We start from the raw sequence: 24,551 nt of genomic DNA, 5'->3' as shown, positions 1-24,551 counted from the left end.
TTGAGTATCTGAGTTACATAATTGGCGCATATGAAGATCAAAGATCGCAGCCTTCGGCAGCTCCTGCATTGGGAATGCATTTCCCTGTAGGAGCTGCCGAAGGCTGCGATCTTTTGATTTCGAAGAATAGGTCTAACGAATAGCCACACTCAAGTCATGTTAGTAATCGTCGGCCGACGAACTAGACTGAAAAAATTTACATCTATTACTACAAATATTTCAGTTCAGATATGAAGTGTGATCAACTTCACACATTGTTGACATGGCCAATCAGTGGCAAAAGGACATAGACAAAGCCATCGCCACAAGCTCAAAATAGTGGCACCATTGCATATAGCCATCATCTACGCGTTAGTTCACAACCTCGAGAAAATCAACTAAAAGCTTGAAAAGCTTACTTATTGTTAGAAAACTCGGGAGATGTGTCTAAAATCCGCGTAAATGTTACCAATTGTCAGTCACAGATGAGAACCGGTGCTTTAACATCCCGATGTCAGCACCTAATTCGAGTCAACGCATGATGCTCTCAGGGAACTTGGCGACGAGAAGTCCGCGCCCGACAAATGATGAATCCGGTGTTCTTGCGCTGGGTCGTACACTGGGTGTGGCTGATCATTTCAGATCGCTGATCGCAAAGCACGTGCAGTCCGATATGATCCTGGAAACAGGTGCCTTCACTAGTTCGTATAAAGAACAAGGTTACATCGGTTCATATCGCGCCATTTTCCTCATCATCGATAGCCCACAGGCGCTCGAAGATAATCTGGCCCTGGTGCAGAACCTGCGCAATGACAACTTGAAACCGCTTATTTGCGCAGTCGTCACCGGCCGCGGCGCCGTTAACAAACTCAAGTATTTTCTTGCTGGGGCGGATGCCTGTATCAAGCTCAACACACTGGGCGATGACAGCGACGAGTTGCTGACTGAATTCTTCAACAGCGAAGACTGGCAGCGAGATATCAATCTAACGCTTGATCCGACACGGATCTGCCTGATGGACAGTCGGCGCAAACTCGATATCTCCTTCGCCGAGATGAAGATCCTCGAAGCCTTTGCGAACACCGGCAATCACATTCTGAGCCATGATGAAATCGCCAGCATCATGGGCCTCAACAGCAATTTCTACGACCCTCGGGCACTGGAAAAATCAATCAGTCGCTTGCGTGGAAAAATCAAGGACATGTATGGTACAAACGCGATTCAGAGCATCCGCGGCTACGGCTATCGCCTGATGCGGGGCCTGATATCGACTGCCTGAGTCTCGGACAGTCTTCCCCTTTTGCATACGTACGAAGGATCGTCTGATGCAGCCATATCGTTTCAATCGCGCTTCATACTTATTAAAACTCAAGCACTTGAATGAGCACGGCATCACGCCTAATAACAATAAAACTCCATAACATAGCAGCAGATCGAGTGGAATTTATCGAGGGCCATTTTCGGCCCGAACCCTGCCTACGATTACTTCCGAGGAAGTCATTGCTCGCCTGCCGATTTATCTTTTAGCCAATTTTGGTGTGTATTTAGGAGAGAGACATGGAAACGAGTACAACCCTCCCCAGAAAATATTTTGTTGTTGTGACGCACAGCACAACGTCGCAACGTGAACTGGAAACCATCTTGTCCAGTAAACGTTTCAATTCGTTTGGCACGTCGCAGGCACAAATGTTTGTTGAAGGTGTTGCTTCGCCCTCTTCCGCCCCGATGGTCATGGAGTTCAGTTACCCAAGCCTCAGCCGAAAGAATGTTGCGCGCAGTATCGAACATGATACTCAACGCATACTGGCCACTCTTGAAAATGAATGGCGAGCCGCGCAAACAGACAATCCGTTTCAAAGCTTCCCGACCCGCAGTGCAGAAGGCGCTCATATCTCAAATGTCAGCGAGAGCACTGAGCCTTGCAGCGATACCTGGCATCTCGACGATGAACAAGGCGTGTTGCTCAAGGACAATGTTGCGATCAGCCTGACTGGCCTGGAAACCGCGCTGGTGCGGAAAATGCTGAGCCATGAAGAGCGCGTGGTCAGTCGTGATGACTTGATCATCAGCATTGGTCGGGAACCCGAGCAATACCGTGGCCTGGAAATGTGCCTGAGCCGGTTGCAGGACAAGTTCAAGAGCGCAAGCAATGGCGAGCGATTGTTCCGAGCCGTTAGAAATCGCGGATATTGCCTGATCCAGGAAGTCGTTGCGTAACCGAAGCCGACCTTCAAACCCAGACAAACAGATATAAAGTGCGACCACAACAACAAGAAGAGCACTCTGTTTGATTCCCCCCTCCCTGAATTGATAAACGCCTCCCTGCCTTCATCTTTCAACAGTAACAAATACGCCCTCATTTTTTCATCCCCCCTCTCTACGACCTTTTCTAACAGCCCTCTATTTAAATATTAAAAAGTTGGCACAGTGCCATCTTGTTAGAACTCGTCAGACACCATCCCCGGCAATAACTTAGTCTATTGGCTGACGACAGTTCGGCTCTCGATGTTGTTACCTCAAGACACTCGCTAAAACAAAAACAATAAGTCTGCATAACAACTCGGCTTTCAACTGTTGAAACCTGAATGGACGTCTTTTGGGGATATCGTATGGATCTTTCTCTCAGTATTAATCGAAGCACGGGCCTCAAGGGACTGACCTTTTGGGGCCAATGGGCGCTGGCACAGGCTTTCGTTGTGACGCTGCTGTTCATCCTCGCTGAACAGCACACCGGCACCGTCGCGTTCTATTACCGAATGTGTGCCACCCTCGCCGTCCTGGCGTCGGTGCCGGCTTACACATTCAGCGGCGTTTATCGCAAACGCGACAACTACCTGACCGGCCTCGGCCGCTTGTTCATGGGCTGGTCGATGACCATGGCCGCGCTGGCGTGCATCGCGTTTGTCTGCCAAGCCGACGAGCTGTTTTCCCGTCAGGTGATCCTGAGCTGGGCGGTGTACGGCTTCCTCGGTCAGGCCTTCCTCTACGCGCCGCTGCATGCGTTTTCCAAGTACTACCAGCGTTCGCGTAAAAGCGAGCACCGCACGCTGATCGTCGGCACTGGCGAACTGGCGTTGGGCCTGGCGAAGAAACTCAGCCAACTGGAAAACCTGCCGCTGATCGGCCTGGTCAGCAACGGCGACAAACCAGTCCTCGCTTCCGACGCACCGCGTGTCGTTGGCGCTCAGGATGAGTTGCTCGAGCTGATCGAAGCCCACGACATCCGCCGCTTGTACATCACCCTGCCGCTGTGCGAAGCAGCGAAAATCGAAGCGATGTATGTCGATTTGCTCGGGGCCAACGTCGATGTGGTGTGGGTGCCGGACTTGAACAGCCTGACCCTGCTCAACCACTCGGTGAAAGTCGTGGACGGCCTGCCGGCGATCTACTTGAACGAAAGCCCGCTGACCAGCCGTCCGACCGCTGCGCTGAGCAAAAGTCTGGTTGAGAAGACCGTGGCATTTCTGGCGATCATCGCCCTCAGTCCGCTGCTGCTGATCATCGCTCTGGCAGTGAAACTCAACTCGCCCGGCCCGGTATTTTTCAAGCAGGACCGCCATGGCTGGAACGGCAAGGTGATCAAGGTCTGGAAATTCCGCTCGATGCGTGTCCACGATGACCGCGAAGTAAAACAGGCCAGCCGCAATGACTCGCGCATTACCGCAGTAGGTCGTTTTATCCGCCGCACTTCGCTGGATGAGTTGCCGCAACTGTTCAACGTGTTGCAGGGGCATATGGCGCTGGTGGGGCCGCGGCCGCATGCGGTGGCGCACAACAACTATTACTCGGGCAAGATTCTCGCTTACATGGCGCGTCACCGAATCAAACCGGGCATCACTGGCCTGGCACAGATCAGCGGCTGCCGCGGCGAGACCGATACCATCGACAAGATGCAAAAGCGTGTCGAGATTGACCTGCAGTACATCAACAGTTGGTCGTTGTGGCTGGATCTGAAGATCCTGGTGAAAACGCCGTTTACGTTGTTGTCGAAGGATATTTACTGAGGCTCAGCGCTGCAGATCACAAGGGGACGAAAGTCCCCTTTTTTGTGGCCGGGATTTGGGTAACCAGTATCGACTCCAGGCTCGCTCCCACAGGGGTTTGGGTGATGACCAGGATGTGTGGCGTGATGCCGTCCAATTGTGGGAGCGAGCCTGCTCGCGAAAGCGGTGTGTCAGGCGATGGAGATGTTGGATGTGCCGGACCATCGCGAGCAGGCTCGCTCCCACAGGGATTCGGGTGATGACCAGGATGTGTGGCGTGACGCCGATCAAGTGTAGGAGCGAGCCTGCTCGCGAAAGCGGTGTGTCAGGCACTGGAGATGTTGGATGTGCCGGACCATTCGCGAGCAGGCTCGCTCCCACAGGGATCAGGGTTCGGGTCGAAAACTGTGCTGTAACACAACCCCCTGTGGGAGTGAGCCTGCTCGCGAAAGCGTTGTGTCAGGCGATGCAGATGTTGGATGTGCCGGACCATTCGCGAGCAGGCTCGCTCCCAGAGACCAGCGCTTACTCGGTAATCTTCTCGAAGTTGCGGTAGAACATGTCACCTTCCCGGCTATCCGTCATCGAGTGCAGTTGATAGCTGCGGCTCAGTCTGGCGCCGCCATCTCGGGTCAGTGGCGCCCAGACCAGGTTGGCGCGGCGCATGGTCGACATGCTCATCATTTCGTCGAACGGGATCGACAGGTACAGCCCCTTGTCGAAACTACCTTCGCCATATTCCGCGCTGCTGGCCGTGGTGATGGTTGCCCAGGCACCGACGCGCACGCCGTTGAAGAACTCACGGGAGATATCCACGGTGGTGCCCCAATCCCCGGCCAGATAACGACCGACACTGACCGCCGCCAGCGTATCGAATGGCAGGTCGGTATAGCCGGTGATATGCCCGGTCACGACCGAGTAATCGCGCAAGGCAAAGCCCTGATCGAAATCACGCTGGCGCACCCAGTTCAGGTCCGCGCCCAACGACCAGCGCTCGCCGGTCGGGCGGAACAACACTTCCGCGCCGACGCCGGCAAACATCGACTCCAGATAACCGCCGTAAACCATGCCGTACAGGTCTTTATCCAACTGCTCGGCATGGCTGAGCTGGAACAATGGCATGGTCGTGTTTGACGTGGTCAGGTACTGGCGCAGATCCGTGCGCACGCGGGGCAATCCGCTCGGCGCGTCGTAGACGAATTTGTCGAAGTTGTTGACCAGGTTGGCGCTGAGCAAACCGCTCCACCAAGTGTTGCGGTTGAAGCGATATTCCGCGTCCGCATCGGCACTGAACTGATAGAGCAAACCATCCGGGCCGCCGACGTTCTGCTTGAAGCCCAGACCCACGCCATAGCTGAAGTGCTGCGGCGCTTCGGTGTAGAGGGTTTTCTCGTTGTGCGGCATCGCCGGGTTGATTTCGGTGGTGCGGTGCAGCGCCTGCAACGGTTCTTCATTGTTGATCACTTCGCGGAAGGTCTGGCGCGGCAGGCTGGTTTCTTCGAGCGGCAAGTCATAGCGCTTGTTGACCACGGTGAACCAGTCGATGTCGTCGTTGACGCTGTTGTCGAGAATCCGGCTCGCGCGGCCAACGGCTTTGGACGAATGGAAATAACGCTGCTGCTCGCCATAGACGATCAGTTCGGAATCGCGCTGGCTGATGCGCTCGACCTTGTACCCGGCATTCTGCTGCAAACGCCGCGACACATCGGCCCAGTTGACCTGTTCCATCGAGGTCGTCGGCGCCTTCGCAGGCAACGGTTCGGGGGTCGGGTCGTAGGTTTTGGCCGGCGCCTTGCGGCTGACGAAATTGGTGTGGAAGGTCACTCCGAACATCGCTGTATTGCCCCGCTCCCACGCGGCGCTGAGGTCGATCGAATCGGTGACCTTGAACACCGCACCGAGGTTGATCGGCGAGTCCTGTTTGATCTCGTTGTCCTTCGGCTCGTTCTTGTAATCGTTGCCTTCGAACTCCAGCTTCAGACTCAGCCGATCCCAAGGTGTCTGATAGCTCACGCCACCGAACAGTGAAGGCTTGCCACGAAAATACGAGCCGGAGTTGACGTCACCGGTGCCTTCCAGCGCCGGGCGCGTATCGAAGCGATTGCTGACGTAGCCCAGCGGGTTGTCGAAGTCGCCGCGATTACCGATGTAGCCCCAGGCGATACCGGCGCTGAAATCGAAATTGTCGAAGCGCTTGTTGGCGACGAAGAATTCGCTGGAGAACAAACCGGTACCACCGATATCTCGAAAGCCCAGCGCCACTTCCGGCGCCCAGTGGCTTTCCTGCCACAGCCGTATCTTGGCGTCGACCGCCTTGTCCTTATAGCTTTGACTGCCGCTGAGGGCCTCCGAGCCGTACGGCCGGTTGGTGATCGCGGTGTAGCGGAACGAACCTTCGAGCCAGTCCAGCGGCTGCAACGACACGCTGTAGCGACTGTACGGATCGGTGCGGTTGGCGTTGACGCTCAATTCGCCGGCCGGGGCCATCCGCGCCGTCGGTGTCTGCAACAGCCCGGCGCCACCGAAGTCATTCTGGGTAATGCGTGGCTCGGCGTGAGCCAGACCGCAGGGCAATAACAACACAGCTGCAAAACGTAACTTCAACGAACCACCTCGGCCAGCTGCGTGGCAATGAATTCGGCCAACTGCTGATTCAGTTCAGGAAGAGGCGGATCAAGATCATCATTTTTTATCGGCACCAGAATCCTGCTGCCGGCCACCGGAAACTGCCCGGACTCGCGATTCCAGTGGGCGATGCCGACGCGCCGCGACACGCCGTTCGGCTGGATCAGCCACAGGTAATCCGCTTCGGCATCGTCGAGAATCGAGCAGTCTTCGAGATATTCGCGAGCCTCCTGCAATGGCTGGTACGGCAGGTGGCACGGCTCGGTGACCGCGCCCAACACCTGCACTTCATCAACTCGTTTCGGATAGATCAGCCGATCGCCGTCATCCAGGCGAATGTTGCGCGCGAAGCCGACTTCCACCGCCACCGGATCGAGGTCAGCGATCTGCCGTCCGGTCACTGGCATTTGTCGGACTTCTTCGGCAATGCGCTGCGCCAGTGCTGCGCGGCTCGGCCGATCAAACAGCGTCGCCATGCGTTGCAGCACCTCAAGATCGAACAGCACACCAACCTTGAGCCGCGTCTGCTCCTCGATCAGCGACTGGCGCAACAATCCACCCGCCAGCCAATAGCCTTCGGCATTGGGCACGGCTTCGCTGATCACGTCGAGCAGGCGCCCACCCGGCGGCAATGCGATCGGCCCGGGATTGGCGACGTCGCCGGACACCCTGACAGCGGCCTGACTCGCCCCTGCGATCAGCAAAAGGCCCGCCGCGATTAGGCTCAAGCGCTTCACGGCAGATGCCTGCGATCAGGGGTCAGTTGCACTAGCTTGACGCGCAACTGCGAGGTCAGTTGTTGCTCGCTCTGCAGGATGAAACCGTCTCGCGGGTCGACCCAGTAACGGTTGGTCGCGCTGAGGCCAATGGCTGGGGCGTCGATCTGTTCGTCGACGCGCAGCACCGAGTAAGCCTTGTCGAGAATCTCCAGGGTCTCGGTGGCGCGGCGCGAGAAGCGACTGTTGATGATCACGCCGACTTCCTGGCCCTTGTACAGATCAATCCAGCGCCGAGTGGTGAAACCGTCGGCGACGTGGTGCAGGCCTTGCTTGAACGGCGAATCATCGGCCAGCCGCGTGCCATCCAGATCGCCTTGCAGACCGAGGCCGATGCTGCGCACGGCGAGGCCATCGCGCAGCAGCAACACCTGCTTGCCGGAGGCGACCCAGAATTGCAGGTCTTCGCGCTCGCGCACCAGCGCCAGCACGCCTGAGCCGGACGGTGTGGTCAGTTTCAGTTGCGGGTAGTTGACCCCGGCGACTTCGGCCGCCGATACGTCAACCTCATCGGGGCCGACGACGGCGGCCTTGAGGTTGTTCAGCGATGCGCTCATCAGCGGGTTACAGCCGCACAGCAACGAGGCCGCCATCAGGCAGACGCCCACTTTCAATAGGTTCACAGTCGGGCGGCCTTATTTGCTGTTGTTGCTGTATTCGCTCCAGTTCTTCGCTGCCGAAGCCCCAGTGCCGACAATCGACGCCGACGGCACCAACTGGCTGATGAAACGGTTCCAGCGGGTGACGTTGGCCGGACCGACGTAGACGACATCCTGCGGCCGCACCTGGAAGTGCGAAGCCAGCGCCATGGCGGTCGGCGATTCGGCTTCGAGCTGATAGATCTTCGCCGGCTCGACGTCGAGATTTTCCACGCCGCGAATCACGTACACCGCGTTACCGTTGGAACTGGTCTGACTCAGGCCACCGACCGAACCGAGCACGTCGGACAGGTTCATGGTTGCGGTCTTGAAGCTCAGCGCGCGTGGCTGGTTGACCTCGCCCATGACGTAGATGCGCTTGTTGTCGTTGTACGGCAGATACAGCTGATCGCCGCCCTTGAGGTAGACGTTCTGCAGTTCGGAATCCTGCTGATTGAGCGAGTCGAGATTGAGCGGATACACCCGCCCGTTGCGCGTCAGCAGCAGGCCCGACAAGTCGGCGTTATTAGTGTCGATGCCAGCGGAACCGAGGGCTTCGACCACACTCAGCGGATTGGTCGAAATCGCTTGCGGGCCGGCCTTCGTCACGGCGCCGGTGACCACGACTTTCTGGCTGGCGAAGCGCAGCACCGCGACGTCGACCTGCGGCTCGGCGATGAATGCCGACAGGCGTTGTTCGATGTCCGCGCGCAGTTGCTGGATAGTCCGGCCGGCGGCCTGGACTTCCTTGATGAACGGGTAATACAGCGTGCCATCGGAGCGCACCAGACGGCCGTTGGCATCGATCTGTTGTTGCGCGCCGGAGGGGGCAGTCAGCTCCGGGTGATCCCAGACGGTGATGTACAGCACGTCATTGTTGCCGATGCGATATTCCGCCGGCGTCACCAGCAGCTCCGCCGGCAGCGACTCACGCTTCTGGGTGGCGCGGTTCATGGCGATCAGCTTCGGGGTGATCGGAATCAGCTCGACCCGACTGCTTTCGCTGGCACCCTGGCGGGTGATATCGCTGGTGCTGAGGTACTGGCCGGGGGAAAACATGCAACCTTGCAAAGCGAGACTTGCCAACATTAAAAGATAAACACTACGAGTCATAATGGCACTACGCTATTCAAGGGCGAATCCAAAAAACAAAGTCACCCGACTTGCGTCGGGCGACTCTGTACTGCACTAACAAATGTTCCTGTTAGTTATGCGTGCCGGTTGTACCGGTGGTACCCGTCGTACCGGTGGTACCACCGTTGGCACTGCCACCGCTGTTGGACGCCGCTACAGCACTGGCAACCATTGCAGTACTGGCCGCGGGCGCTTGCGAAGCCGCCACACTGCCACCTACATTGGTTACCGCTGTCAACGGCGCTTCAGCGGCGGCAGCCCAGTTGCTCAACATCGTCAACAGGGCAACTGCCATCACTTTTTTCATAACAACTCCTTTCTAACATTCGAACTGTTAAAAAACAGGTCTGTGTCAGAGCTGGTAGCTTTCAAGTCCGCAAAGAGCGCGAACAAGATCCGTTGTTCTTTCACAGCGCTACGCAACTGCTAAAGTCGAACGGCAGGTTTATATCTACGGATTTGCAAATGGCATTGCCAGTGTAATTTCCCGACGTTATCTAACAACCTGACTGAAACTAACATCGGACTAAATGGCCATCATCGCGAATAACCATTGGGATGATTCGATTGCCAGCGCCAAGTGTCGGCGACCATGTCCTGCAAGTTGCGCGTGGCTTTCCAGCCGAGTTCTTTCGCCGCTTTCGAAGCATCGGCAAAACTCTCGGCAATGTCACCGGCGCGACGCGGCATCATCCGGTAAGGCACCGGGCGGCCGCAGGCCTGTTCGAACGCATGCAGCACTTGCAGCACGCTGTAGCCATCGCCGGTGCCGAGGTTCCAGGTGTGGATGCCGGTGCGCTCGCTGATCGACTGCAACGCTTTCAAATGCCCATCCGCCAGATCGACGACATGAATGTAATCGCGCACGCCGGTGCCATCGGCGGTCGGGTAATCATTACCGAAGATCGACAGCTCGCGCAGGCTGCCGACCGCGACCTGGCTGATATACGGCACCAGATTGTTCGGGATGCCGTTGGGGTCTTCGCCCATGTGCCCGCTGGCGTGGGCGCCGATCGGGTTGAAATAGCGCAGCAGCGCGATGCTCCAGCGCGGCTCGGCGAGGCTCAGGTCGCGCAGCACGTTCTCGACGATCAGCTTGGACTGGCCGTAGGGATTGGTCGGATTGCCCGTAGGAAAATCCTCGCGAATCGGCATCTCTTCAGGCTCGCCGTACACCGTCGCCGAGGAACTGAACACCAGCCGGAACACCCCCGCCGCTGCCATCGCCTGACACAGGGTGATGCTGCCGCCGACGTTGGTTTCGTAGTATTCGAGCGGCTTGCGCACACTCTCGCCCACGGCTTTGAGCCCGGCGAAATGCAGCACGGCGTCGATCTGATGCTCGCGGAAAATCCGGTCGAGCAGCGGCCGATCGCAGACATCGCCGCGAATCATCCATGCACTTTTGCCGCAAATGGCTTCAACGGCGTGAAGTGCTGCGTCGCTGCTGTTACAAAGATTATCCAGAACGACAACTTCATAACCTGCTTCAAGCAATGCAAGTGTGGTATGCGAGCCGATATAGCCGGCACCACCCGTTACCAGAATCTTCATAGCGCGGTCCGTCATTGAATAAATACCCGGTAGCGTGTCAAGCCATGCCTGGTGGATATGCGGAGCAATTCACACAAACAGGGCGACAACAACCTCAAACAAATTCAGTTCAACCACTGGCAATAATTATTTTTGCCGGTCAAACTGTTTGACGGGTACTTATTAGCACTCCCTGGATACTTATCACTATCGACAGATACCGACTAAAAATAACTAATAACCAAGTAGTCGACATCTCATAACATTAGCGCTTTTTAACAGCGCAACTAATTGCCAGCAACAACCTGACTCGGGTATTAAAGTAAGCCTTCAATAATCATTGAAACTTGCCGCCACTTTGTGGTGCGCAACCGTCGCCTGTGTTCCATGACTGTCCAGGATACTTTTATGATTCGTAAATGTTTGTTCCCCGCTGCCGGCTACGGCACGCGTTTCTTGCCGGCGACCAAAGCCATGCCGAAGGAGATGCTGCCGATCGTCAACAAGCCGTTGATCGAATATGCCGTTGAAGAAGCACGGGACGCTGGCCTGCAACACATGGCCATCGTCACCGGCCGGGGCAAGCGCGCGCTGGAAGACCACTTCGACATCAGCTACGAACTCGAGCACCAGATCCGTGGCACCGAGAAAGAAAAATTCCTCGCCGGCACCCGCGAGCTGATCGACACCTGCACCTTCTCCTACACCCGTCAGGTGGAAATGAAAGGCCTGGGCCACGCCGTTCTCAGCGGTCGCCCATTGATCGGCGACGAACCGTTTGCCGTGGTGCTGGCCGACGACCTGTGCCTGAACCTCGAAGGCGACGGTGTGCTGTCGCAGATGATTCAGCTGTACAGGAAATTTCGCTGCTCGATCGTCGCCATTCAGGAAGTCCCGGCCGACCAGACTCACAAGTACGGCGTGATTGCCGGTGAGCTGATTTCCGAGGGCATCTACCGGGTCAACAACATGGTGGAAAAACCGGCGCCGCAGGACGCGCCGTCGAACCTGGCGATCATCGGGCGCTACATCCTCACCCCGGACATCTTCGACCTGATCGCCGACACCGAACCAGGCAAGGGCGGCGAAATCCAGATCACCGACGCACTGATGAAACAGGCGCAGAACGGCTGCGTGCTGGCCTACAAATTCAAAGGCCTGCGCTTCGATTGCGGCGATGCCGAGGGTTATCTGCAAGCGACCAATTTCTGCTACGACAACGTGTACCTCAAGGGCCGCTGAGACGACTCCCCACCACCAGAGGCAGGCAACCATGAACATTGCACAACATTCGACAGAGATTGAACGTGAGGTGGGCAACCTCGGGGTGATGAGCTGGTTGTCGCGCCATCAACCGCTGCCCAGCGCCAACGAAACCTGGCTGGGCACGATTCTGCTGGTGGAGCGGATCGGCGTGTTTCCTGCGTCTGGCGATATCCGCCGGCCGCTGCGCGATCCTTATCCGCTGCTCGCGCACCTGAAAGCGTGGTATGGCGAACAGGCGCTGGAAATGGATGACCGCGATGGCCTGAAAGTGATCTTCAGCGACTGGCGCTTTCGCGTGCGCATCTGCTGCAACGACCCGGCGATCATCATTAATGTTGAAACCCGTTGTGATGCGCGGTTGATGCCGCGCAAGCTTGACGAACTGCTGGGGCTCATCGACGCCTTCAAGCACGACGCCTGATCACCCGGGCGTCACGCCGATCCATTGTGGGAGCGAGCCTGCTCGCGAAAGCGGCGGCACAGTCAGCATTTCGGTATCTGACACGGCGCCTTCGCGAGCAGGCTCGCTCCCACATTCAAATTTTTGCAGCGCTGCCGCACCCAGTCTCGTGCCCCATGATCCAGCCATAAAAATAATCGGCAATCACCTTCCCGCCCGTGGCCGGCAACGGATGAATCTTGTCCGGGCCGATCATCGCGCTGGCGTAGCGTTTGACGTCGGGGCCGAATGCGCATTGCAGGTTGGCAAAACCGAGCTGCTGTTCACGCGCCCACGGTTCGAGCACCTGCGCATAGGCCGACATCGGATAAGCGCTGGAGCGCGTGGTGTCCTGACGCAGGATCAGGTTGATGCTCGCCGCCGGCTGAATCTCGCGCAGCATGCTCACCAGGCCCTGAACGTTTTGTAGGTACTGCGCAGGTTTGACGCCGAAGCCCTGATCGTTGCCGCCGAGCATGATCAGGTAAACGTCGGCCGGGATCTTCGACACCACGGCTTTCCATTGCGTCTGCCACTGTCGATCGGCGTGATAGAAATCCGCGGATGCCGCGCCGGAGGCCGCCAGTTTCGACACCCGAATGCCCTTCTCATCATTCGTCATCCAAAGGCCGAACAACGTGGGCGCGCCCTTCACCACTTCCAGTCTGAATGACCAGTCTGCGGCTGATGGAACGCCCTCTAGCGCGACTTCCTGAATGCCTGAGCCTGCGAGTTTCAACGGTTGCCAGGCTTGCGCGGGCGACCAGCGATAGCGCAGCTCTTCGGATTTGCCGTTGCCCAGATACAACAGTTTCGCCTGAGTGACCGTGGTATCGATGCGCGGCGAAGGGCTGGCATCGACTTGCAACCAGGCGCCGGGTTTGCCGCTGATCGTGCGACTGTCCGGGCTGGCCTGGCCCAGTTCGGAAACCTTCCAGCCGCCGCCGAAGTATTTGTCGCCGCTGCGGGTGTATTTGAAATGCGTGCCGCCCAGCGCCGCGCCGTGGTTGAAACCGACGTAACCGGGGCCAGCGAAACCCACCTCGGCGGCCACTCGCTGCACCAGTTTGTTCAGGTAGAAATCCTGCCCGGCGGTGTAGCTATCGCCGATCACCGAAACCGCCAGCACCTTGCCGGCCTTGCCCTCGCGCCACTGCGTAAAGCGCTGGCGGGCATCGTCTACCGTGATGGCCGAGGTGGCGGCTGGTTGAGGGGCGTCTACTGGCATCATTGAATATTTCCTTTGTCCGGGATGGCCCCTTCGCGAGCAGGCTCGCTCCCACAAGGATGGTGTGACTTGCACGAATCCACTGTAGGAGCTGACGAGTGAAACGAGGCTGCGATCTTTTGATCTTCGCAAGCCACGACAAAAGATCAAAAGATCGCAGCCTCGTTTCACTCGTCAGCTCCTACAGGGATGATTGCGTCTGCACCACCGGAGCGACAATCACCGGTGCTTTTTTCTTCGCCGCGCGCTCGCCAAGGAACAGCACCGAAGTGAAGTTGAACCGGCTGAACACCATCGCCAGCACCACCGGCCCGAGCAATCCACAACTCAGACCACCCAGCACCAGCAAGCTCTCATCCTTCACGCCGAGGCGCCCAAGGACAAACCGCGAGGTCGCTGCGAACAGCACATGGAAAAGGAAAATCGCATAGGAATATCCACCGAGCCAGGTCAGCGCTTTCGAGCGCATGTCACTCGACAGCAACGCGATGCAAGACACGCAACCCACGGTCAAACCAATCAGGCTGCGGCGATCGACAATCAGCTCACGATCAATCGCCGCGACGTACAACAGCGTCAGCGAGATCAGCACAAACAGCAGCGGCCCGATCACTTTGAAACGCTGTTTCAAAACATCGACATTTTCCTGACCGATCATCCCTGCAACAAAAAACGGCAGCAGATAAATCGCACCGTTGATACCGAACGCATCCAACGGCAACGGCGGCAGCAGGAACAACACCGCCGCAAACGCAAACAAGCCATACAACCGCGTCGCCGAACGCAGCAGGCCGCGCCATTCCAGCAAACCGACGAAGATGAAAATGCTGAACACCGCCTGCAGGAACCAGAAGTGGTTGATCGGCACCCAGAACGACAACAACGCGTCGATCACGCCGACGTCCTTGTTCACCCCCGGCCCCACCGCTTGCAGCACCGAGAACGGCACGCCGACACAGAACAGTGGCACGATCAGCCGCCGCACCTTGCCGACGAAGAAGGCGGAAAAGTCATTGCCGCGAATCTTGTAGATCGAATAGATGTAGCCGGAGATAAACGTGAACAGCGGCATGCGCACGTACACCATCGAGTCGGCGATGACCCGGAACGGCGAGCCGATGTCGATCTTCAAGCCGCCGCCCAGCGGGCCGATGACGTGATAGAGCACCAGCAGCAGGCACGCCAGGCCGCGCAGGGTTTCGATTTCCAGGGATTTTTTCTTGCTCGACATAGAGCACCTGCCTTAAGTGAGAATTCTTGATTCGACCTGCGCCGGTTTGTTCGCGCGCAGCATCAAGCCCAGGCCGACGAACAACACCGGCACCACCATCGAGAAGTGGCGGGCGAAGGAGCCGAAGTCCGGCTCGAACAAGCCTTGCACCAACAGAAACGCCAGCGGAATCGCGATCAGTTCCTTGGGTTTGGTCTGGATCGGCGCGCCCTTGTAGTCGGTCGAAGTGATGACTTTGAACAGCAGCAGCGCGGTCATGATCATCAGCGCAACGAAGATCACCTGCCCCGGCCCGGACAGCAGAATCAGCTCAACCGGGAACGACAGGCGGAAGAAAATGATCATCGAATCCAGCGCCTGGGAGACGAAGTCGCTGCCGCTGAGCCACGAAACGATCAGCGACTTCGAGCCCTCCTCGCCCGCCGTGCGCAGCTCGTTGTTGCTCGCGCGGATCGATGACACCGGAAAGCCCAACGCCAGCTGAATGGCCATGGCCACCGCCAGATAAAACAGGAACAGCATCAGGAAGAAGGTGAAGCGCGAGACGTACTTTTTCATCACGCAGACGCCGACCCACGACAGCGAAAACAGGATCCAGTACGGCCGGATCAGCACACCGTAAATCACCGCCGAGAGGAAAAAACCGCCGCGATATTTGCGCGTCAATGCGCTGAGCAGAATGCTCAACACCGCCACCGACACGATGATTTCCTTGGTCAGGTTCTCAAGGAAAAACGAACGCACGATGCCCCATAGGCACAGGGTGCCGAAAATGGTCAACGGCATGCGCCGGAACACCACCACCGGAATTGCGGTGAGAAAGAAATTGCAGAACATGCCGTAGGCCCAGGCGTTGGTCAGGTTGATCCCGGTGGGCCGCAGCAGGAACGCCGAACACTCGTAGGACGAGCGATCCGGCGAGAACGGGTTCCAGAAATTGCAGTTGTCGGCACGCGCATACGACGACCACAAGGTCATCGCATCCGGCCCCGGATCACGCGGCACCAACAGCGGCATCGCCACTGACAGAAACAGCCCGGTGAACAGGATCAGAAAGGAAATCGACGAATCGAATTTGCGCCCACGAAACTCGATGCGCGGCAATTTCAGGCCCATGACAGCGCAGCCTTTTTCGCGCCGGTGACACGGGTCAACACTGCAATCACACTGAGCTGCACGACGATGGCGAAAACGTTGCCCCACGCCGCGCCGTAGATCGAGTAATGCTTGATCAGCACATAGCTGATCGGCACTGAAATCAGCAGGCAGAGCGTCGCGCTGGCCAGCGACACCCGGCTGTTTTTCGAAGCAATCAAACCGCCCCAGACGATGTCGCCAATCGCCCGCAAAGCGAAGGAAAAAATCAGCACCGCGAGGAGCGCGTTATCCGGGCGCGGCACGCTGCTGGCGACGTAATCGAGCAACACATTGAAAAACACATAGATCGCCACGGCCACAACGGCGGAGACCACCAGCGAGCGCATCACCCATTTGTTGACGAACAGTTGCCTGACCGTGAACGCCTGTTGATCGGCCTGGAAACGCTTGGCCAGCACCGGAATGCCGACCACCGCCACCACCGCGTACGACAACGCCTGCAAAGTGTTGGCCGCGGACCACGCGTACACATATTTACCGAGGCTGGCGTAGGGCTCGAGGTCGATGATCAGAAAGCGCTCGGCGTACTGACTCAGGGCGATCAGACCGGTGCCGAGATAGAACGGCAACCCGGCCTTCCACACCGTCGCGGTGTCCAGCGGCGCGGCTTCGCGGCCCTTGTGCACGTTCACCACGATCAAATAACCGGCGATGATTACCAGCACGTTGGCGACGACCCACAGCCACAACACACTGGCGATGCCCGCGACCCAGCCGAGCACCATGCCGCCCACCGCCAACGCCGCCCACAGGCCAGTCTTGATGAAGAACAGCAGAGCGCCGGCGGTGGCTTTCTGCGCGGAAAACACGAAGGAATTGATTTCGAACGACAGGTGCTCGGTGAGCAACACCAGCGTCACGCACAGGATCAACGTGGCGGTTGCTTCTACCGACTGGAACAGCGAATAGATCAGCACCGTCAGCACCGACAACAACAGCCCCACCGCCAGATACAGCAGCAGAACCTTGTCGACCACGCGTCGCGAACTGCCGCCGACGCTGATCAGCCGGTTGATTTCGGAACTGAAGCCGACGCTGTAGAACTTCGATGCGATCAGCGAAGCCGCGACCACCACACCGTAAAAACCCAGCGCCTCGTAACCGAGGTAATGGGTGATGGCCAACACCAGCAAGAACTTCGCGCCCAAGGCTCCGCCGCGAAGCAACAGCCGAAATATCATCGAACGACACCCTTGATGATTTCGTCCATGGCCACGGTTTTCGCCTCGATCTCGCGGCAAGTGTCGGTCAGGCGCTTGCCGAAATCCGCCAAGGCATTGGGCGCGTAAACGGTGTTGATGATGGTGTCGACGTCGATATCGCCGCCGTTGATCACCCAGTCCTCGACGCCCATGTCCTGATAGGCGCCAAAGCCTTTGCGCTCGTAGCTGATGTGATACGCCGGCACGCCGGAGAGCAGCGATTCGATGGCGCCGTGCAGACGCACCGAGATCACCAGGTCCGGTTGGTACTTGGCAATGGTTGCCTTCAGCGACAGCAGATCTTCGTTGATGCCCAGCTCGCGGTAGAACGCGCCGTCATCGTTGCCACGTACGGCGCTTTGCACGGCGCAGACCACTTTGCTTTTGTTCTTCAGACGCTGCAGCAGCAGTTTCAGATTGGCCACGTAAGCGACCTTCTTCTCCTTGCTCCACTCCGGTGGCTTGCGCAGCACCACGCAGACTGTCGCCGGCGAGGCGGCGCAGCGAGTGAATTTCGGTTGCTGAAGAATCTTGCTCGCCAGCGACTGCACGGCCAGATCCGGCGCGCGGTAGACGTTTTCGCAAGCATCAAAAATCGCCGAGGAACGGTTGTCACGCACGAACACCGCATCGGCGCTGGCGTAGTGTTCAACGATCTTGCTGCTCTCGCCGTGGAACGGGCCGATGCTCTGCGGCAGGTACACCGACGGCACTTTGCTGAGAATCGCGGTTTCCAGTTGCTTGGCATGGCCGAGCTTCAGCTTGATGTGCTCGAAGGCGCTTTTCGAACGCATGTAGCCGCCGCCGACACCGACGATCAGATCGGTTTTCTTCAGCAGATCGGCGAGCCCGGCGTAGGACTGATTGAGAAACACCGCTTGCTTGACCCGCCCCAGACCCTTGGCCGCCATCACCGGCGCATCGAAACGCGGGTGCGGCAGATAGTTGAACGACTCAGGGTCGGACGCCACGACACTGATCGCGGTGTCGTCACCAAAGTTACGCTGCACCAGAGCAATGGCCAGATCGACGAGCAGACCGTCACCGGAGTTAGACGCACTGTAGCCATGCAAAATCGTTACGTTCATAAGCTTGAGTTCTACTTAATAAGTGGGAGCGTGATACAGGTCGTAGGTCTGGCGGATCATCAACGCTGCGCTGAAACGTTCGCGGACAATGCTCCGACCTTCGTTGCCGAGGTCGAGCAGGCGCGGCTTCTGGATGATCGTCAAAACGTCGGCCAGCGCCTGGTGATCACCGGACGGGAAGACGTAGCCAGACACTTCGTTGGTGACCAGTTCCGGCAGTGAGGTGCAGTTGCTGGCAATCACCGGCAGCCCCATGGCCATGCCTTCCAGCGGCACCATGGCAAAGCCTTCCCAGCGACTCGGCACGATCAGCGCATCGGCTTTCTGATACAGCGCCTGCACTTCACTCGGCGTCACCCACGGCAGGTACTCGACCGAATCCATCGGCGGGCACTCGACCGAGTCTTCGTTGACCGCACTGCCAACCACTGTCAGTTTGAGGTCGTTGCGATTGACCTTGGCGTAGGCCTTGAGCAGCACGTCGAAGCCTTTCTGGTAATCCAGGCGCCCGACGAACAGCAGATGAATCGGCTCGGCGCCAGCGCTCTTCGGTGCGTCGTCCTTGTGGTGAATGCCGTTGTAGATCAGCTTCATGCGCTTGCGCTCGATGCCGAAACGCGCGGCTTTATCCAGCTCGTACTGGCTGACGCAGATGATCACGTCGGTGACTTTCTGCAGCACGCGCTCGATCCACGCATAGACCTTCTGCTTGGTCGGCGAGCTTTCCATCAGGAACGAAAACGCGTGCGGGCAGTAGACGATTTTCGGCTTGCGCCATGGTCGCAACAGCACGCACACAACACGGCCGATCACTCCGGAAAAGGTGCTGTGCAAATGCACGACGTCGGGCTTTTCCTTGAGCAGCACCTGGCTCAGGCGCCAGGCGAAACGCAGCAGCGATGGCACGTTGCGACCGCTGCGTGGAAAGGTGCGCACCTGCTGCGGGGCGATGCCGTGCAGCTCCTTGGCCTGATCCTCGGGCACCAGATAGACAAGTTGATAATTCGCCGCGTCGCCTTCAGGCGATGCCGAGATCGTGCGGATCACCGTCGCCACGCCACCTTTGATCGTCTCTGCCACGTGCAGTATTTTTTTCACAACTCACCCACTTCAAACAGGAAAGAACAATCGGCAACCATCAGGATTTGTCGGACGCGTATTCGTAGTTGTAATAGCCAGTGCCGCCGTAATAGCTGGCCGCACGCTTCTCGACGCCGTTGAACACCGCGCCTTTCAACTCGATGCCGTTCTGGGCGAAGCGGCGAATGGTCAGTTCGATCTCTTTGGCCGGGTTCACCCCGAAGCGGGTGACGATCAGGCTGATGCCGGCCTCGCGACCGACGATGGCGGCATCGGTCACTGCCAGCAGTGGCGGCGTGTCGATGATCACCAGGTCGTAGCGCTCGCTGAGTTCGGCCAGCAGCTCGCGGAAGTTGGCGTGCATCAGCAGCTCGGAAGGATTGGGCGGCACTTGCCCCCGGCTGATGAAATGCAGGTTGTCGACTTCGACTTTGTTGATCGCCTGCTCAAGGGTGCAGCGCTTGACCAGCAGGTCGGACAGACCATTGCTGATCGGCGTGTTGAGGGTTTTGTGCAGATGCCCTTTGCGCATGTCGGCATCGATCAGCACCACGCGCTGGCCGCTGAGGGCCATGACCGCCGCGAGGTTGGACGAGACGAAGGTCTTGCCGACCTGTGGGCTCGGCCCGGAAATCATGATGCGGTTGTTGGTCGAATCGAGCCCGGCAAAGTGCAGGCAGGTGCGCAGGCTGCGGATCGATTCGATCGACAGATCGGTCGGGTTGCGCAGCGCCAGCAGGTACGCAGGCTTGTCGACGCCGTCGCGGGCGCGGCCCTTTTTGTTGTCCTCTTCTTCCTGCAAGGCGCTGTAGGGAATCGACGCGTAAACCGGCAGGCCCAACTGCTCGATGCCTTCTGGACCTTCAAGGCCTCGGCTAAGGGATTTGCGCAGCAGCACCAGCGCCACGCCGACAAACGCGCCGAGCAATGTCGCGATCAGCACGATCAGTGGTTTCTTCGGTTTGATCGGATTGGTCAGGTCGACATCGGCAGTGTCGATCAGGCGCACGTTGCCGACGGCCCCGGCGCGGACGATGTCCAGTTCTTGCGATTTGTTCAGCAACTGCGTGTAGATCTGCGAAGCCACCTCGACGTCGCGGGTCAGGTTGAGCAATTCCTGCTGAGTGGCCGGCAAGTCCTGAACCTTGCCCTCGAGAGATTTCTGCTGCTGGGTCAGCTCGCCGATCTGCGTCATCAAGGCGCGATAGGCCGGGTGCTGTTTGGTGAACTTGCGATCGAGTTCGGCCTGCTGCATTTTCAGCTCGGAGATGCGCGTTTCCAGCGCCACCGACTGGCCCAGCACCGACTGGGTCTCCAGCGAGATGTTCACGGTCTTGCCGTGGGTCTGGTAGGCATTCAAGGCGTCGCTGGCCTTGGCCAGATCACGCTTGACCTGGGGCAACTGGCTTTGCAGAAACGCGAGGCTCTGCGCGGCTTCCGCCGAAGTGCGCCGTACGTTTTGCTCGACGTAGAGCGAGGCGATCTTGTTGAGGATCTTCACCGCCTCGGCCGCGTCGGAGCTGGCCAGCGCCAGACGAATGATCCCCGACTCCTTGCCTTGTTCGGAGATATCCAGCGCGTCCTGATAGCCCTGGATGGTCACGATGCGTGGATTGCGCACCACCTGAAAGCGCGTTCCGGGGTTGGCCGACAAGTGCGCGATCTGCCCTTCTACGCCGTCGTTGGCAAACGCTTCGCCGGCCACGCCTTCGGCGAGCAGATTGTCGTTTTCATCGAACAGTTGAAAACGCTGCTGTTCGCCGGCGATCAGGGTGAGTTTCTTGCCGAGCAGGTCTTTCGGCAATTGCAGCCGATTGAATTCCAGACGTTCGCCGCCCCAGGCATAACTGTTCAAACCGAAACGCGGCGGCGCGACGCTGGTCTCGCTGTCACCGCGATAGCGCCGCGAAAGGAAGCCGCCGATCAACGGGAACGTGTTGGGGGTGACGTCGATATCCAGGCGCAGGTCGTCAACGGTTTTGCCGATCACCGCGCGGGATTTGATGATGCCGATTTCGGTCACCGACGGCGATTGCCCGCCGAGCATGCTGTTGAGGTCGGAGAAACCGAGCATGTCGTTCTTTTTCGGTTCGACCTGCACCAGCGCGTTCGCCAGGTACACCGGCGTTGCCAGAACCGCATAGGCGACGCCGGTGACCATGAAGGCACCGGTCAGCGCGCCGATCAGCCACTTCTGGTCGATCAGGCTGCCGAAGATGCCGAGCAGATCAATACTGTCTTGATCATTGTCGCGGGTGCCGATTACGGACGGTAACTGCATAAGTCTGTTCTTACCATTTACTGTTCTGAAGAAGATTCATCAATGCCCGAGACGCTTCGCCCATGAACTAACAGCATCTTCAATCAATGCGTGGGCATGAATAAACGCGGCTTTGCCTTGACGATACGGATCATGTATTTCGCGCTCGCTCTGCCACTTGCCGAGCAGAAACACTTTGCCTCTGGCGTGCGAGGCAATCTTCAGCACTTGATTGACGTGGGCCTTTTCCATGACCAGGATCAGGTCCGAGTCATTGACGATGTCCGAAGTCAGTTGCCGCGCCTTGAAGGCCTCGGCGCAATGCCCGTGCTCTTCGAGAACCTGCCGCGCCGAGGCCTCCACGCCCTCGCCGACGCGGGCGGACAGGCCGGCTGAGGACACGGTGATGGCGGACGGGCCCAGCGCGTTGCGCAGCAGCAGTTCGGCCGTCGGACTTCGGCATATATTGCCCACGCAGACAACGAGGATCTTTTTGAACAAGTCTTGCTTTCCTGTGTAATATCAAACAGCCAACATGTCGCGAAAGTTAATGAACCCTCACGACTTTCCTGCACTCAGAAATAGCTTCGCCCTGTTAGTACAGGAACATTAAGTACCACAGCGTTTTAAGCCGCCCCAACCACTATTAGCGGACTAAAAATAACTGTGATTTTCAGTTGCTGTTTTCCTGACAAAAAATAACATTCGCGCACTTAGTGCCATCACCGTTATCGGAAATTGAGTAACGGGATAAATATTCGTAGTTGTCATTCTCTTCAGGAGAGCAGACATGAAAACAGCACAGCGCAATAAACTCGCCGCCCTCGCCCTGATGGCGCTTGGTGCCGCAAGCCAGGTTCACGCCAGTGAGCTGTTCCCCAACCTTCCAGCAAAAACCATCGGCGTGCAGGTGAAAATCCAGAGCTTCACCGCCGCCGATGCCGCGCAAATCAAGGCCGCCGGCTTCAGCTTTGTGCGCTTCGGCGTGTGGAGCGACAGCCTCACCGCCAAGACGTATCAGAAACAGGTCAGCGACGCCTTCGCCGCCGCCGCTTCCGCCGGGCTGCCAGTACTGCTGACGGTGCGCGCGATCAAGGCACTGCCGGCCACTTCGCCCGAAGAGCTGAACGCCGCCGGCGCTAAGTTCGCCAACACCGTGACCGGGCTGGAAAAATCCTGGAGCTCGCAACTGGTAGCGATCGAAATATGGAACGAACCGGACCTGGAAACCTATTGGCCGACGCGCAATTTCGACACCACCTTCGTGCCGTTCATGGCCGGCATGTGCAAGGCCTTCGAAGGTCAGCCGCAGGCGACGCCACGGGTCGGCTTCGGCTTCGCCCGGCCGCCAAGCGCCGGCTCGGCGTCGACGGTGGCGATGAAAAGTATCGTCAGCGATTACCCCAAGTGCCTCAACGCCGTTTCCTATCACCCTTACGGCATGACCGCCACGCAGATCAGCAACGCACAGACCTTCATCCAGCAGAACTTCAATCTGCCGGGGGTCATCAGTGAATGGGGGGTTTCGGCCCTCGCCTCCAACGGCGGTCCTGAAGGGCAAGCGACCAAGATCAACGCGTTTATTACCGACGTTAAACGCCTGAATATTCCCCTGACCTCTATCTATGAATGGCGGAACAGTGATTCGGGCAGCAACGATCGCGAGAAGAACTTCGGCTTTCTCACCTCTGACGGTCAGCCAAAACCGGCACGGTTGTCCGTGGAAGGTGTGTTGAACGCTGAGTAGGACATGGGCAACCGGCCTGTTCACAGGTCGGTTGCTTTGAACCTGTGGGCTGTTTTGGCATCGTATTCAGCGACACCGCGCCCCACCTTTCAAACAATCGTTTTCAGGTTGTTGCCACCGGGGCCATCGATCCACGAATGCACCCTTGAGTGCCCGTCAGCGCTCGGGTAATGTCTTCAGACCCATAGGATAGAGCACGCCCATGACTTCCAAGCTGGAACAACTCAAACAGTTCACCACCGTGGTTGCCGACACCGGCGACTTCGAAGCGATCGCCCGAGTCAAACCGACCGATGCCACCACCAACCCTTCCCTGCTGCTCAAGGCTTCGGCCATTCACGGTTACGCCGAACTGCTGAACGATTGCGTTCGCGACTGCAAGGGCGATGTCGGCCTGGCCAGCGACCGTTTCGGCGTCGCAGTGGGCAAGGAAATTCTCAACGTGGTTCCTGGCCGCATCTCCACCGAAGTGGATGCGCGCCTGTCCTTCGACCAGGATGCGATCCTCAAGCGTGCGCATCGTCTGATCGAGCTGTACGACAAGGCCGGCGTTGGCCGCGACCGCGTGCTGATCAAGATCGCCTCGACCTGGGAAGGCATCCGCGCCGCCGAGATCCTCGAGAAGGAAGGCATCCAGACCAACCTGACCCTGCTGTTCTCCTTCGCCCAGGCGGCCGCCTGCGCTGACGCCGGGGTGTTCCTGATTTCGCCGTTCGTGGGCCGTATCTACGACTGGTACAAGAAGGCCAACGGCAACGACTACACCGGCGCCGATGATCCTGGCGTGCAGTCGGTGACGCGCATCTACAACTACTACAAGGCCAATGACTACAAGACCGTGGTCATGGGCGCCAGCTTCCGTAACATCAACCAGATCGAACAACTGGCTGGCTGTGATCGCCTGACCATCAGCCCGGAACTGCTGGAGAAGCTGGCCGCCGACACCGGCAAGCTGGAACGCAAACTGGCGCCGGGCAATGCCGGTGAAGCGCGTCTGAGCCTCAACGAAGCGCAATTCCGCTGGTTGTCCAACGAAGACGCGATGGCCACCGAGAAACTGGCTGAAGGCATCCGTCAGTTCGCCCGCGACCAGGAAAAACTGGAAGCGTTGTTGCAGGCCAAGCTCTGATTTGAGTCTGTAGAATGCAAAAAGGGCGAACCTGTGAGGGTTCGCCCTTTTTTGT

21 protein-coding genes are annotated in these 24,551 nt (G+C 58.2%); 7 read left to right on the top strand and 14 right to left on the bottom strand.

Annotated elements, in window-relative coordinates:
* Positions 1-517: 517 nt before the first annotated feature.
* The 3 genes from PspCFBP13508_RS12500 to PspCFBP13508_RS12490 all read left to right on the top strand — a co-directional run bounded on the left by PspCFBP13508_RS12500 (position 518) and on the right by PspCFBP13508_RS12490 (position 3,983).
* Positions 518-1,258 (top strand): winged helix-turn-helix domain-containing protein, encoded by a 741-nt coding sequence (locus PspCFBP13508_RS12500; protein ID WP_137214684.1) that lies wholly within the window; start codon positions 518-520, stop codon positions 1,256-1,258.
* A gap of 278 nt (positions 1,259-1,536) precedes the next feature.
* Positions 1,537-2,196: a helix-turn-helix domain-containing protein gene (locus tag PspCFBP13508_RS12495; protein WP_137214683.1), complete on the top strand. Its 660-nt coding sequence runs from the start codon at positions 1,537-1,539 to the stop codon at positions 2,194-2,196.
* A gap of 392 nt (positions 2,197-2,588) precedes the next feature.
* Positions 2,589-3,983: an undecaprenyl-phosphate glucose phosphotransferase gene (locus PspCFBP13508_RS12490; protein WP_122612703.1), complete on the top strand. Its 1,395-nt coding sequence runs from the start codon at positions 2,589-2,591 to the stop codon at positions 3,981-3,983.
* 504 nt (positions 3,984-4,487) lie between these two features.
* On the opposite strand, the gene PspCFBP13508_RS12485 is transcribed toward PspCFBP13508_RS12490, so the two are convergent.
* From PspCFBP13508_RS12485 to galE, 6 genes are all read right to left on the bottom strand, one after another.
* On the bottom strand, positions 4,488-6,566 hold the full coding sequence (locus PspCFBP13508_RS12485) for a YjbH domain-containing protein (protein ID WP_137214682.1): 2,079 nt from the start codon (positions 6,564-6,566) through the stop codon (positions 4,488-4,490).
* The gene (locus PspCFBP13508_RS12480) at positions 6,563-7,324 is read right to left on the bottom strand and encodes a capsule biosynthesis GfcC family protein (RefSeq protein WP_137214681.1); all 762 of its coding nucleotides are present in this window, start codon (positions 7,322-7,324) and stop codon (positions 6,563-6,565) included. The genes PspCFBP13508_RS12485 and PspCFBP13508_RS12480 overlap by 4 nt, the downstream gene beginning before the upstream one ends.
* A complete protein-coding gene (locus PspCFBP13508_RS12475; protein WP_137214680.1) occupies positions 7,321-7,986 on the bottom strand; it encodes a YjbF family lipoprotein in 666 nt (221 codons plus the stop codon). Before PspCFBP13508_RS12475 ends, PspCFBP13508_RS12480 begins: the two co-directional genes overlap by 4 nt.
* Before the next feature lie 12 nt (positions 7,987-7,998).
* Positions 7,999-9,060, bottom strand: coding sequence for a polysaccharide biosynthesis/export family protein (locus PspCFBP13508_RS12470; protein ID WP_042609067.1), 1,062 nt, complete (start codon positions 9,058-9,060; stop codon positions 7,999-8,001).
* A 145-nt stretch (positions 9,061-9,205) separates the two neighbouring features.
* Entirely contained in the window at positions 9,206-9,442 is a 237-nt protein-coding gene (locus PspCFBP13508_RS12465) for a hypothetical protein (protein ID WP_016775457.1), read from the bottom strand.
* Positions 9,443-9,672: 230 nt separating this feature from the next.
* Entirely contained in the window at positions 9,673-10,689 is a 1,017-nt protein-coding gene (gene galE, locus PspCFBP13508_RS12460; protein WP_016775458.1) for a UDP-glucose 4-epimerase GalE, read from the bottom strand.
* A gap of 387 nt (positions 10,690-11,076) precedes the next feature.
* On the opposite strand from galE, the gene galU reads away from it, so the two are divergent.
* Positions 11,077-11,910 (top strand): UTP--glucose-1-phosphate uridylyltransferase GalU, encoded by an 834-nt coding sequence (gene galU, locus PspCFBP13508_RS12455; protein WP_137214679.1) that lies wholly within the window; start codon positions 11,077-11,079, stop codon positions 11,908-11,910.
* 31 nt (positions 11,911-11,941) lie between these two features.
* Positions 11,942-12,355 carry a mannose-1-phosphate guanylyltransferase gene (locus PspCFBP13508_RS12450; protein ID WP_137214678.1) on the top strand — a complete coding sequence of 138 codons (414 nt, stop codon included), beginning with the start codon at positions 11,942-11,944 and terminating at the stop codon, positions 12,353-12,355.
* Positions 12,356-12,470: 115 nt separating this feature from the next.
* Here the strand turns inward: PspCFBP13508_RS12450 and PspCFBP13508_RS12445 are convergent, their stop codons facing one another.
* From PspCFBP13508_RS12445 to PspCFBP13508_RS12410, 8 genes are all read right to left on the bottom strand, one after another.
* Positions 12,471-13,604 (bottom strand): GDSL-type esterase/lipase family protein, encoded by a 1,134-nt coding sequence (locus PspCFBP13508_RS12445; protein ID WP_137214676.1) that lies wholly within the window; start codon positions 13,602-13,604, stop codon positions 12,471-12,473.
* 178 nt (positions 13,605-13,782) lie between these two features.
* Positions 13,783-14,832: an acyltransferase gene (locus PspCFBP13508_RS12440; RefSeq protein WP_137214673.1), complete on the bottom strand. Its 1,050-nt coding sequence runs from the start codon at positions 14,830-14,832 to the stop codon at positions 13,783-13,785.
* A 12-nt stretch (positions 14,833-14,844) separates the two neighbouring features.
* The gene (locus PspCFBP13508_RS12435; protein ID WP_024013616.1) at positions 14,845-15,948 is read right to left on the bottom strand and encodes a hypothetical protein; all 1,104 of its coding nucleotides are present in this window, start codon (positions 15,946-15,948) and stop codon (positions 14,845-14,847) included.
* Positions 15,939-17,171 (bottom strand): oligosaccharide flippase family protein, encoded by a 1,233-nt coding sequence (locus PspCFBP13508_RS12430; RefSeq protein ID WP_137214672.1) that lies wholly within the window; start codon positions 17,169-17,171, stop codon positions 15,939-15,941. The genes PspCFBP13508_RS12435 and PspCFBP13508_RS12430 overlap by 10 nt, the downstream gene beginning before the upstream one ends.
* A complete protein-coding gene (locus PspCFBP13508_RS12425; RefSeq protein WP_041477306.1) occupies positions 17,168-18,280 on the bottom strand; it encodes a polysaccharide pyruvyl transferase family protein in 1,113 nt (370 codons plus the stop codon). Before PspCFBP13508_RS12425 ends, PspCFBP13508_RS12430 begins: the two co-directional genes overlap by 4 nt.
* Before the next feature lie 15 nt (positions 18,281-18,295).
* Positions 18,296-19,378: a glycosyltransferase gene (locus tag PspCFBP13508_RS12420; RefSeq protein ID WP_137214670.1), complete on the bottom strand. Its 1,083-nt coding sequence runs from the start codon at positions 19,376-19,378 to the stop codon at positions 18,296-18,298.
* Positions 19,379-19,418: 40 nt separating this feature from the next.
* Positions 19,419-21,641: a polysaccharide biosynthesis tyrosine autokinase gene (locus PspCFBP13508_RS12415; RefSeq protein ID WP_110603456.1), complete on the bottom strand. Its 2,223-nt coding sequence runs from the start codon at positions 21,639-21,641 to the stop codon at positions 19,419-19,421.
* Positions 21,642-21,680: 39 nt separating this feature from the next.
* Positions 21,681-22,121, bottom strand: a complete 441-nt coding sequence (locus tag PspCFBP13508_RS12410; protein WP_016775466.1) for a low molecular weight protein-tyrosine-phosphatase — start codon at positions 22,119-22,121, stop codon at positions 21,681-21,683.
* Positions 22,122-22,410: 289 nt separating this feature from the next.
* Between PspCFBP13508_RS12410 and PspCFBP13508_RS12405 the strand changes: the two genes are divergently transcribed.
* The gene (locus PspCFBP13508_RS12405; RefSeq protein WP_137214668.1) at positions 22,411-23,367 is read left to right on the top strand and encodes a cellulase family glycosylhydrolase; all 957 of its coding nucleotides are present in this window, start codon (positions 22,411-22,413) and stop codon (positions 23,365-23,367) included.
* Between the two features lie 202 nt (positions 23,368-23,569).
* On the top strand, positions 23,570-24,496 hold the full coding sequence (gene tal, locus PspCFBP13508_RS12400) for a transaldolase (RefSeq protein ID WP_016775468.1): 927 nt from the start codon (positions 23,570-23,572) through the stop codon (positions 24,494-24,496).
* The last annotated feature ends 55 nt before the right edge of the window (positions 24,497-24,551 follow it).

Source organism: Pseudomonas sp. CFBP13508 (assembly GCF_005233515.1).
Lineage (GTDB): Bacteria > Pseudomonadota > Gammaproteobacteria > Pseudomonadales > Pseudomonadaceae > Aquipseudomonas > Aquipseudomonas mercuritolerans.
This window is presented reverse-complemented; position numbering and strand designations above follow the sequence as displayed.